The 12,272-nt window shown below is 65.1% G+C and carries 6 protein-coding genes and 1 pseudogene; 4 read left to right on the top strand and 3 right to left on the bottom strand.

Annotation, left to right across the window (positions count from 1 at the left end; translation table 11 throughout):
• Nucleotides 1-104 precede the first annotated feature (104 nt).
• Nucleotides 105-3,125: a sensor histidine kinase gene (locus EC912_RS10920; protein ID WP_165973573.1), complete on the bottom strand. Its 3,021-nt coding sequence runs from the start codon at nt 3,123-3,125 to the stop codon at nt 105-107.
• Nucleotides 3,126-3,399: 274 nt separating this feature from the next.
• Entirely contained in the window at nt 3,400-5,547 is a 2,148-nt protein-coding gene (locus tag EC912_RS10915) for an ATP-binding protein (protein WP_165973572.1), read from the bottom strand.
• A 331-nt stretch (nt 5,548-5,878) separates the two neighbouring features.
• On the opposite strand from EC912_RS10915, the gene EC912_RS10910 reads away from it, so the two are divergent.
• The 4 genes from EC912_RS10910 to EC912_RS10895 are packed head-to-tail and all read left to right on the top strand — an operon-like array spanning nt 5,879 to nt 11,728.
• Entirely contained in the window at nt 5,879-6,250 is a 372-nt protein-coding gene (locus EC912_RS10910) for a hypothetical protein (protein WP_132143906.1), read from the top strand.
• 59 nt (nt 6,251-6,309) lie between these two features.
• Nucleotides 6,310-7,551, top strand: a complete 1,242-nt coding sequence (locus EC912_RS10905) for a TolC family protein (protein ID WP_132143904.1) — start codon at nt 6,310-6,312, stop codon at nt 7,549-7,551.
• Entirely contained in the window at nt 7,548-8,636 is a 1,089-nt protein-coding gene (locus EC912_RS10900) for an efflux RND transporter periplasmic adaptor subunit (protein ID WP_132143902.1), read from the top strand. Before EC912_RS10905 ends, EC912_RS10900 begins: the two co-directional genes overlap by 4 nt.
• Nucleotides 8,636-11,728, top strand: a complete 3,093-nt coding sequence (locus EC912_RS10895; protein WP_132143900.1) for an efflux RND transporter permease subunit — start codon at nt 8,636-8,638, stop codon at nt 11,726-11,728. Before EC912_RS10900 ends, EC912_RS10895 begins: the two co-directional genes overlap by 1 nt.
• A 238-nt stretch (nt 11,729-11,966) precedes the next feature.
• Here EC912_RS10895 and EC912_RS19400 read toward each other — a convergent pair.
• Nucleotides 11,967-12,272: pseudogene (locus EC912_RS19400) on the bottom strand (IS481 family transposase); the annotation flags it as partial.

The following is a 12,272-nucleotide window of genomic DNA, read 5'->3' as shown; positions in this document are numbered from 1 at the left end:
GCGCCCCCTGGTATCGATAGATTGATCGATTATGCCCCGAAAAAACGGGGAAACAATGAGATCGCGTAGCCCTATCCCTGCAAGAACTATCTCAAACGCAATCCCTAAGGCATACCCACCAACATCTGCCGCACCCTTCGCCACCATCGCGCGGACCGCGTCGCCGTGCGAGGACAGGCCTCGATCAATGGCAGGTGCAGCACGATTCGAGTGCCTGAGCCGGGTATCGAATCGATGGTCATCGATGCGCCGATGCGCTCCGCGCGTTCGCGCATGCCACGCAAACCCCAGTGGCCCGGTTTTCCACCGGCAGTGAGGAAGGCGGGATCGATGCCGCAGCCGTCGTCGCGGATCGACAGCACGAAGTTGTCGATCGCTTCGATATCGATGTCCAGGTGATCGGCATGGGCATGCGAATAGGCGTTCTGCATCGCCTCGCGCGCGATCTGGTAGATCTCGTCGCGGACGATCGGGTCCATGATTTCCGTGTCCAGACCGATCGTGCAGCGCATAGCCATCGGATGGTCGTGGCCGAGATCCCGCGCAACGTCTTCCAGCGCGCCGCCAAGGTCGGACAGATCGACGACATAAGTACGAAGGTCTTTGACACGGTCGCGCGCCTCGACCAATGCTTCGTCCGCACGATCGAGCGCACTCTCCATTTCCGTGCGAAGCGGAGTGCCGGCAGGCACCCGATTGGCGATCGCCTGAAAGCGCATCGTCAGGCCCTGGATACTTTGCAGCAACGTGTCGTGCAGTTCGCGGGCGATGCGCTCGCGTTCCGCGTGACGCTCATGCAGCCGGGCGCGCAACTGCGATTCCATCTGGCGCATGCGCAAAAGGAAGATGACGCGAAGCACCAGCAATGCCAGCACGACGCATAACAGCGCAAACCATACCGTTTGATAGAACGCGGGCGCGATGCGTATATCCAGGGTCGCGCCCTGCTCGTTCCACACGCCGTCTTCGTTCCGGGCCAGGACATGGAAGGTGTACCGCCCGGGCCCCGGATTCGTATACACCGCCTCGCGGTCCGTGCCCGCATCGCGCCAGCGATCGTCCAGTCCGTCCAGACGGTAGCGGAACCGTACCCGCTCGGGCATCGTGAGGCTGGCTGCGGTGTAACCGATGCGCAGACGCTGCGTATGCGCCGGAAGATTCACCGGACCCGCTATTTCCCAGGTACCCGCTTCGGTACTCACCGAGACGATATCGACGGGCGGCGGCGTCGCGTTATGGCGCACGTGAGCCGGATCGATGGAGACGACGCCGCTGGTCGTCGCAAACCACAGGCGGCCGTCCGTGCCCGCGATGGCCGAGGGAATCGGGCGGAACTGGGCGGGCGTACCGGGCATTCCGTCGAGCGAGTCGAAGATATCCGTTCGCACGCGATAGTCCGGCTCGTGCTGCGCACGCGCGATATCGTTCGCCGAAATCCGCGCGATGCCCGATGCCGCGTTGAGCCACAGATCGCCATGGCTGTCGTGGACGATGCCGGAAATGCCACGCAACGGTTCGCCGAGGGACTGAATCATCGCGATCCGATCGCCCACGGCGTAACCGAGACCGCGTTCGCCGCCGACCCATACGGTCTGGCCGTCCTCGTGCAAAGCCGTGACATTGCCAGTGTCCAGACCCTCCGTGGCGGTGATGACGATGACCTTGTCGCCGTTCCTGCGCGTGATCTGGTTACGCGCGAAGCCCATCCACACGCGCCCCGCCCGGTCCGTCATCAACGACAGCGGAGAAGAGCCTTTGGGAAATTCGGGAAAGGTTTCGACGTGGGTCCACTGACCGTCGGCCAGCCGGTAAATCCCCGGCCGGTTGATCGAAACCCAGAGCGCGCCGGCGTTGTCGCGCACGATGGCCTGTACGCCGGAATAACCGCCTTCGCTGGGCAGGTCGGCGAAACGGGACAGCTTGCCTTTGACGATGCGCCATATCCCGTCGGGACCGCCCAGCCACACCACGCCGTCCGGATCGCGATACGCGGCCGACACGGGTACGCGGAGATCCTCGAAGGTCACCGTCTGGCCATCCAGCTTCATCAGCGCACGGTTCTTCGTCCCCGCCCAGATGCCGCCGTTGTCGCCCGCTGCGAGTGCGAAGTCGAACGAACCGGCGGGAAATTCGGCCGGCAACAGTTTGCTTTGCCTGAAACGGTCCAGACCCCGGCTGCTGCCGAACCAGATATTGCCTTCGCGATCCTGCAGTACGGCCGAGACGTAGTCGGAGGTAAGGCCATCGCGCTCCACGAATGGCTCGGCGTCGGCGCTTTCGCTATCGATATGTTTGCCGGCCATGGCCCGGACTTTCGGCACCCGGCGGATGCCGTCTCCCATCGTCGGCACCCACAGCGCGCCATCCGCATCGAACAACAAGTCGGCGGCCGGAATCTTCAGTTCGGGACCGTTGGCCGCCGCATCGCCCGTCGCGGCGAATACGGGCCGTACCGCGCCATCGGTCTCAGCCACCCAGATCGCGCCCGCCGGGTCCTGCAGAATCCGGTTGACCCGCGCGACCTTGTCCGACGCCACGCGAAAACTCGTTTCGCCGGGCGGCAGGCACGCCAGTGTCGTATCGGTCGCTACCCAGAGCGTGCCGCCAGGATCGACGTACACGGTTCGCGCCTGCGAGCCGGGTAACTTCCATTCGGGGCCGATCATTTCCCAGCGATGGCCCCGATAGCGTGCCAGTCCACGAAACGTCGCCGCCCATACCGTGCCGTCGCGCGTCTGCGCGAAAGCGAAGATCGTGCTTGTGGGAAGGCCATCGCGCGCGTCGAAATGGATCGTCCTGTCGCGGGTGACCAGACTGGCGAAACCGTAACGGAAGCCTACCCAGAGACCCTCGGGCGTCGCGTGAAGCGCCGATACGCTCGATGCGGGAAAGTCACGGTCCGCGCGGGGCCGGAAGCGTTCGAACGACACGCCGTCGAACCGGTACAGACCCGTCTGCGTACCCAGCCAGAGGTATCCGTCGCTGCTCTGCGCCAGCGCGGTGATCTGTCCGGGCGCGCCTTCGCGCACGGTCCAGGCGGTGTGATAGAACTGGCCGATACCCTCTTCGCGACTGTCCGGCGCATCCGCCCACGCGCAAGCCGTGGCTATCAGCCACGCAACCAACACACTTATCCACGCCCCACCCCGGTCGAACCGCACTCGTCACCTCGTCAACCCATGTCGTGACGATACCCCAATGGAGGAGGGTTACGACGACGCCTATGGATATGAAGGGCTCTCTGTGGGAGCGCGCCTGCGCGCAAAAACCAACGAAGCGGCGATGCCGGGCATTGCATCGCGAGCGTGGATTTCGGGCTGCGAAATCGGGACTCGTCCTCTACGCTCCGTGGCTTTCGCGCGCAGGCACGCTCCCACAGGATTGAGGTCAGCTTCCGCTCTACGCGTCGGCCCGGCTCGCCTCATTCAAACGCAGACGTTGCTCCTCGACGAAGCGATGCGCCGAACGCAGCAGGCTGTCGAGTTCGAAGATCGCACCGGCCATGCCGGTGCCGGCGTCGATCAGCACACCCAGGTCGTCGCAGACACGGGTCGCACCCGGCACTCCCAGGTTGCCGACGACATTCTTCAACGAATGCAGCGCTTCGGACGCATCCGGATATTCGCCGCGCGTCAATGCATCGCGCAGGGACTTGCCGTGCGTGCGCATTGCATCGTCGCAAAGGTCCACGAACTGGCGAAGCTCCCGTGGCGAGACCAGTTCGCGCATATCCTCCAGGGGAACGGCGTCGCCCCGCCTGCCCACGGGCGGATCGATTGCCGGCTGCCACGTCCGCGAGAAGCGTTCGAGACGACGTTCCTCGGCGATGGATTCGAGTACGTCGAGCAGACGCGCCGTCGGGATCGGTTTGGTCAGATAAGCGCGGGCGCCGCCTTTGAATGCCATGCGGATCGCATCCTGGCTGGAATCGGCACTGAGCATCACGATGGGCGGCATGCGGCTGGCACTGGCCGCATGCTCGATGCGCCGGATCACGTCCCAGCCCGAGCCGCCGGGCATATGCAAATCCATGAAGACCACATCGAAGCTATGCGCCGCGATGCATTCGACCGCCTGGTTCCCGTTCGTACTGAACGTGGCGATGTGTCCCGCTCGATGAAGAATGCGGCCGATGATTTCGCAATTGGAAGCATTGTCGTCCACCACCAGGCACTCGAGTGCCGGCACGCGAGCGCGATGCTCGTCGAGACGATCGGCCACGGACAATTCCGAGGACGCTTTCGTACCGACCGGCGCCCGCACCAGCGGAAAACGCCACGAGAAAATACTGCCACCGCCGGCCCGGTCGGCAACATCGAGCGCGCCGTTCATCTGATCGGACACGCTGCGCACGATATAAAGCCCGAGGCCGACGCCGTCGTTGGTTCTTGCCGCGCCTCCGCTGACCTGATGGAAAGGACGGAAGATGCGCGCCTTGTCCTCGTCGGCGATGCCGACGCCCGTATCGGCAACGGTGCACAGAATCGAGTCGCCCATGCCCCCCGGCGACGCGGACAGCGTGATGGCCACCTCGACGCGACCGCCCGTTGGCGTGAACTTCACGGCATTGGATACCAGGTTGCTCAGCACCTGCTCGATGCGACCCGGATCGCCCTTGAACACGCCGTTCGCGACCGGTGCGCAGACCAGCGAAAGGGAAATATTCTTTTCCACGGCATGGGAACGGCAGACATCGCGCACCGTGGCCAGCACTTCGTCGAAAGTAAACGACTGGTGCCGCAACGTCAGACGGCCTCCGTTGAACGACGCGACGTCGAGTACCGCATTGACCCGATGGAGCAACGCGTTCGCGTTCGAGGCCAGCAGCGCCACCAGCCGGCGCTGGTCCTCGGCCATCGCGCCGGTATCGATCAGCGCCGCGGAATGAATGACGGTATTGAGCGGCGTGCGCATCTCGTGGCTCATCATCGAAATGAACCGGTGCTGGGCCTCGCGCGATGCGATGGCTTCCACCGATACCACGCGCAACGCGTCCATCATGCGGAAGATCGTGATCGGCAGGATGATGACCAGCGCCAGCGCATACAGCGCGTAAGCGGGCCGGCTGATCCAGTAACCGGCCGGAGCACTCACGCCCAGGATGATCAGGGATGCCCCGATGCTGGCGATGAAGGGGCGCCGTCCGTACCGGGCCCCCACGGCCACCGAAAGGAACGGCAGCACGGCGCTCAGCGTAATGACCAGCATGAAGCCGGCCTTCAGCAGCGCGCCGGTCATGACGAAGTTGGCGATGACGCCCACGGCGTCCACCCGGGTGCTGTCGCGCAGCCAGGCCGCGCGGATGCACAGCATCCAGACGACGCTCAGCACGAACAGCGCCATGGCAAGGGGGAACGCCGAGTGCGCGTCGGCCTTCATGGGCAACTGACTTCCATTGAGCCAGTAGGCCGTCCAGATCGTGGTCAGGCCGAGCAGGACCGCGCGCATCACGGACACATGGTGCTCGCGGAACGAGGCAACGATGCGGTCGATACGCGGGTGCCGGAGGCGCGTCGCCACATCCACGAGCAGGGCGGACTCAGCCACCTCGCCCGCGTTTCCCCGATCGATCCCCATTCCAACTGCCCCTGTGCTCTTCAGGGGGCCAGTCTAGAGCGAACTGGCTCCCCGGCCGATACCCTCCTAGGCACGTAAACGTTTACAAACGCATAAATACCTCTGTAGGAGCCCGCTTGCGGGCGAAAGCCAACGGGGCGAGGAAGACGGATACTCACCTCCGCGAGCCCGAGCTACGGGCTGCGGATGTCACTCATGGCATCGCCGCCCCGTTGGCTTTCGCCCGCAAGCGGGCTCCTACAAGGCCTGGCGAGCGTTCGGCCCGAAGCATGCATTGCCGTGACCGACGGGTTCACCTAGCATGACGCGGATGCATCGCCCCTCCTCCTCCCTGCTCCAGTACCTGCGCCGCCATCGCGGCTTCATGGTGTTGGCGCTGATGGTGTTCTTCGTCCGGCTTGCCGCCGCGACGGTGTGCATCGAGGACGGCCCGGGCGTGCGTACGGGGTTCGATGGCGGCGTGACCGTAAGCGCACCCAGCGACCTGCCGGACGGCGACTGCCTGCTGGGCGAACAGGGGGGCTGCCACTGTGCCTGTGCCCACGCCTCGCCCATGCCCGCGACCGCTATCGCCCGACTGACGCCTATCGACACCAGCTTCGTCGAAACGGTGTCGCATCCCGACACACGGCAGCGCGCCACCGGCTCGCTCTTTCGCCCTCCCATCGCCTGACGACATCCGCCATTGCGACGCCTTCGCGTCGCTCGTGACTGTCTTCAGGAGAAATACCCATGTACGCCAAACGTACGGTGCCCATCGGCGCCGTCTGTCTGCTGTTCGCCGCCCTGGCGAACGCGACGCCCCCCGCTGCCCCGGCGGAACTGCGCGACGCGGTGCGTCGCGTCTGGGCCGCCAGCCCGGAACTCGATGTCGCCCGCGCCAACCGTGACGCCGCTCGTGCGCGCGCCGACGCCGCCGCGCAACCGCTTTACAACCCCACCCTGTCGCTGGATGCCGAAAACGCCGACGTCAACCGGCGCACGGCGGGACTGAGTCTTGCCCTGGATGTGTCCGGCAAACGCGCCGCGCGAACGCGCGCGGGCCAGGCCGCGTTCGCCAGCAGCGACCTGTCGTACGCGCTGACCCAGCGGGATCTCGCCACCCGCTGGCTCAGCGCATGGACCACGACCGCGCTAGCGACCCGGCGAAGCGAGATGGGCCGGCATCGCGTCGATCTGATGCGCCGGTTCGACGCGCTGGCGGTCAAGCGTCTGGCTGTCGGCGACATCGCCAGTCCCGAGCGCGACCTGGCCGGCCTCGCGCTCGGCGAAGCCGAAATCCAGCAGGCCACGCTTACCGCGGACGAAGCCGCGGCTCAGGCCTCGCTCAGCGCCATCGCCGCCACCAGCGATATCCCGGCGATTCCCACGGCACTGCCCCCGGCTTCCGATAGTGTGATGAACACGGCCATCGACGCGCTGCCGGAATCCCTTCTGGCACGCGGCCGCGAAGCCGAAGCCGACGCAGCGGTCGACGTCGCCCGGCGCGCGCGCATTCCCGACCCGACTATCGGGTTCACGGGCGGGCGCGTACGAGCGGGCGCGATCAACGATCGCGTCATCGGACTCAGCCTCTCGATCCCCTTGCCGGTACTGAACACCGGTCGCGCCGATGTCGACGCCAGTCGCGCGGATAGCGCGGCCGCGTCGGCGAACACACGCGCCAGCGCCATGCAGCTGGGTGCCCGGCAGCGGGAAACGCGTGCGCGCTATGCCGCGCTGCGCACGGCGGCCGAAGCCTTCCGGCGCGGTCGCGCCGGCGCTTACGACGAGCGTGCCGCGCTACTCGAAAAACTCTGGAGCGCCGGCGAAATCGGCACCTCCGACTATCTCGTCCAGCTGAAACAGAGCCTTGACACCGCGCTGGCGGGCATCGAGCTCGAAAGCCGTCTCTGGCAAGCCTGGTTCGACTATCTCGCGGCCGCCGGCCGTCTCAACGAATGGATCGACGGATCCGGCAAGGACACTCCATGAAAACCCCGAACCCACGCCTCCTTGTCGCGGCGATAGCCCTCGCCATCGCGACGTCGCTGCAAGCCGCCGAACCGGCATCGTCGCCACTTGCGATGGACAAGGCCGCGATCGCCGCCGCCGGCATCGTCGTCGACACAGCCGGTACACGCACGCTCAGCGAACGCCTCGCCGCGCCGGGCGAAGTGCGCGCCGACGCCTATTCCACCGTGCTGGTATCGCCACGTATCGACTCGCACGTCGTCACGCGCAACGCTCGCCTCGGCGACATCGTGAAAGCCGGACAACCGCTCGTGACGCTTTCAAGCGTCGAGGTCGCCCAGACACAAGGCGCGCTTATCGTCGCCGACGCCGACTGGCGTCGCGTCGCCGCGCTGGGCGAACAGGCGGTCTCGGCACGACGCTATAACGAAGCGCGCGTCGCGCGGGATCAGGCCGTTGCTAGACTGCGCGCTTATGGCCTGTCCGAAGCCCAGGTCACGCAGGTCATCCGTGGCGGCTCCGCCCGTGCGGACGGCAGCTACGCCCTGCTCTCTCCGGTCGGCGGTCGGGTCACCACCGACGACTTCCTCGTGGGCGAACGCGTCGCCGCCGGCCGCACGCTATTCACCGTCGTGCAGGAAAACCACATCTGGGTCGAAGCCCGTATGCCTCCCGCCGATGCCGCGCGCGTCACCACGGATGCCGCTGCCGAAGTCGTCGCTCACGGCGTGACCTTGCCCGCCGTCGTTCTCCGGCGTGGGCACCAGACCGACGAGCGCACGCGAACGGTGGCCGTCCGCCTCCAGGTCGACAACCGCGACGATCAGCTGCATCCCGGCGAACTGGTCGACGTGCGCATCGATGCCGGCGACGCCAGGCCGAGTCTGGCCGTTCCCGCGGAATCCATCGTGCTCCTGCGCAACCAGCCGACCGTCTTCGTCGTTCGCAGCGAAGGCCGATTCGAACCCGTGCCGGTCACTACCGGCGAAACGCGCGACGGCTGGACCGTCGTCACGCAGGGCATCGCGGCCGGCGACGCATATGTGCGCAAGGGTGCATTCGCGCTCAAGGCGCGCCTGCTCCGCTCCGAGCTGGGAGACGACTGATGCTTACCCGGATCGTTGAAATCTCCCTGCGTTACCGGTTCCTCGTGCTGATCGGCTTCGCGGTCGTCGCACTCTTTGGCTACCGTGCCGTACGCAACCTGCCCATCGACGCCTTTCCGGATGTCACACCGGTACAGGTGAACGTCTATACGGAAGCGTCGGGCCTCGCGGCCGAGGATGTCGAACGCCTGCTCACCACGCCGGTGGAATCGGCGCTGGCTGGATTGCCGAACGTGCAGGAGGTCCGCTCGGTCAGCCTGTTCGGGCTGTCCTATGTCTCGGTGTATTTCGAGGACAGCATGGATGTCTGGTTTGCGCGCCAGCTGGTCAACGAACGACTGCAACAGGCGGGCGATCGTCTCCCCGCGGGTTACGGCAAACCCGAACTGGGACCGAACACGTCCGGTCTCGGCCAGGTGTTCTGGTACACGGTGGAACGCGCAACGCCCGACGCCACCGCGCCGGACGATATGGAACTGCGCTCGCTGCAGGACTGGAATCTTCGCGTCCTGCTCCGCACCGTTCCGGGTGTCGACGATGTCGCTTCATGGGGCGGGCGCGAGAAGCAGTACCAGGTGCGTGTCGACCCGACGAAACTGATCGCGCACGGACTCGGCTTTCGGGACCTGATTACAGCGCTGGAAACGAATAACGCACAGGCGGGCGGCAACGCTATCGATGTCGGCCGCGAGCAATATCTCGTGCGTGGGCAGGCGTTGCTGCGCGATGCCACGGATATCGGCAACGTGGTGCTGAAGTCCGAAGACGGAACGCCCGTACGCATACGCGACGTCGCTGTCGTGATCGAGGGAGGCGCGCCGCGCACCGGTGCCGTCACGCGCGACGGCAAGGAAGTGGTGCTCGGACAGGCGCTGGCGCGCATCGGCGAGAACGCAGGAAGCGTGGTCGAAGCGGTACGCACGAAGCTCGACGCGATCAGCCGGACGTTACCGCCGGGCGTCGTGGTCAAGCCGGTTTACCAGCGTACCGATCTCGTCGATGCCGCCGTTGGCACGGCCGTGCGCGCGCTGGTGGAAGGCTCGCTGCTGGTCGCCGTCCTGCTGTTCCTGTTTCTGGGCGAACTGCGCAGCGCGCTCGTCGTGGTTGTTGCCCTGCCGTTGGCGATGCTGATCGCCTTCATCGGCATGGAGCAGGCGGGATTGTCCGCGAACCTGATGTCGCTGGCGGGTCTGGCTATCGGTATCGGCATGATGGTCGACGGTGCGGTAGTCATGGTGGAAAACACGTTCCGCATCATGGCCGAACGCCATGCCGCCGGCCTGCCGGACAATCGCCCCGCAGCGGTACTCGAAGCCGCGCGCGAAGTCGCGGGACCGATCTCGTTCGCCATCGCCATCATCATCGTCGTCTTCCTTCCGCTGTTCAGCCTCGAAGGACTGGAAGGCAAGATGTTCCGTCCCATGGCGTTCAACATCGCCTTCGCCATGGCCGGCTCATTGGTGCTTGCGCTGACGTTGGTACCGGTGCTTTCGACCCTGTTGTTGCGGGCGAAGGCCGAGAACGAACTGCGCTGGGTCGCGTTTCTCAAACGTCGTTACGAACGCTTGCTGCTCTGGGCGTTGTCGCATCGGCGCGCCGTGATCGTCGGCGCCGTCGCCGCACTGGTCGGCAGTCTCGCGCTCTTCCCTTTCCTTGGCCGGGAGTTCATGCCGAATCTGAAAGAAGGCGCCCTGATGTGGCGGGTCACGTCGATCCCCTCGGCATCGCTCGACGAATCGATCGCGGTATCGCGCACCGTGTCGGAAACCATCGCACGGGATTTCCCCGAAGTGGAGACGACGCTGGCCATGATCGGTCGCGCCGAGAAAGGCGAAACGGCGGACGTGAACTATATGGAGGTGTATACGCCACTGAAACCGAAGAGCGAATGGCGTCGCGGACAGACGCTGGAAACCCTCGAGCGCGATATGCAGGCAGCGCTCGGCGCCGCGCTGCCCACCGCCGTGGTGGGTTATACGCAGCCGATCCAGATGCGTATCGAGGAATTGATTTCCGGTGTACGCGCCACGCTTGCCCTGAAACTTTACGGCGACGATCTGGGTCAGCTCGACCGCTTCGGCGAACGCATAAAAAACGCGCTCGCCAACGTTCCAGGCGTCGCCGATCTGGCCATCGAAGCCAACGTCGGCAAGCCGCAGCTACGCATCGACGTCGACCGTGCCGCGCTCGCGCGTTACGGGCTCAGCGCCGAGGACGTACTCACGGTAGTTCGCAATGGCATCGGCGGCGAAGGCGTCACCGTGCTTCTGGACGGCGTGAAGCGTTTCGATATCGCCGTGCGTCTCGATGCCAGCGAAACGGCATCGCTGACCGCGATTGGCCGCATTCCCCTGCGTACGCCTGCCGGAGCCATCGTGCAGTTGAACCAGCTGGCGACCATCGACGCAGCGGAAGGCTATTCGTTCATCCGCCGCGAGCAGTTGCAGCGTTATGCCGTTATCCAGATGGACGTGCGTGGACGCGACATCGATAGCTTCGTTCGCGATGCCAGCGCGGCTATCGAACGCGAAGTGAAACTTCCGACCGGGTACTACACGGAATGGGGTGGTGCGTTCGCCAATCAGCAACGCGCGATGAAGCGACTCGCGATCATCGTTCCCGCGACGATCTTCTTCATCTTCGTGTTGCTGTATACGGCGTTCAATTCGCTGCGACGCGCCGTGCTGATCCTTGCCAACGTTCCCTTCGCCACCATCGGCGGCATCGTCGCGCTCGCCGTTACGGGTCAGTATCTGTCGGTACCGTCGGCGATTGGGTTTATCGCTGTTTTCGGTGTGGCAATGCTCAACGGCATCGTGCTGGTCAGCTTTCTCGACAGACAACGTCTGTCCGGTCTCGACCTGCGCGAATCGGTTGTACAGGGAGCTGTGCTGCGCATGCGTCCGGTGTTGATGACCGCGACTGTCGCGATTCTTGGGCTGGTGCCGATGCTGTTTTCCAGCGGTGTGGGTGCTGAGACACAGCGTCCGCTTGCTACCGTTGTGGTTGGGGGGCTCTTCACGTCGACGCTGTTGACGCTGCTGTTGTTGCCTGTTGTTTATGAGTGGATGGAGGCGCGTGTGCGGCGGTGAGGCAACGGAGCCCGGCGGCACCCACGCCATGGGTGCCGCCGGGCTCCTTCCGATTGGCGGAGACACGTCGATGAAGAGCCGCACCTCAAGCGCATCGCAGGTCTTGTGGATGTCCTCGAGGTCACAGGATGTGCTGAATCACCGATATCGCGAAAACCCACTGCACCGCACTGGGTCCCTGCCTGCGTGTATGGACCGGAGACATCGTGGACAGGTGTGCCAGGACATGGTGGACACTTTATCGCGGTAGTCGCAGGTCGACGACATCGAGCCAGTGGTGAGCAAAATAGAGGTCATACACGCCCTCCTGACCGGGCCGGGGCCGGGCGGCGATGAGCCGGCCTTTAAGCGCCGTCGAGACCACGAGCGGCCGCTTGAATAGCGTGATCCGGCCGCGCTGGTCGACCCCGATGACGATGTCGTCGGGGCCGTACTCGGTGATCGGGTCAAGCCGTTCGGGGAAGGGTCGCGGACTGAGGCGATAGCGTGTTGCCGGCGGCACCATCCCGATGGCCTGATGCGGGCGCACGTGGTTGTAGATCTC

It is taken from the genome of Luteibacter rhizovicinus, from assembly GCF_004342265.1.
Lineage (GTDB): Bacteria > Pseudomonadota > Gammaproteobacteria > Xanthomonadales > Rhodanobacteraceae > Luteibacter > Luteibacter rhizovicinus_B.
Note: the sequence above shows the minus strand (reverse complement) of the source record. Positions and strands in the feature narration are given on the sequence as shown.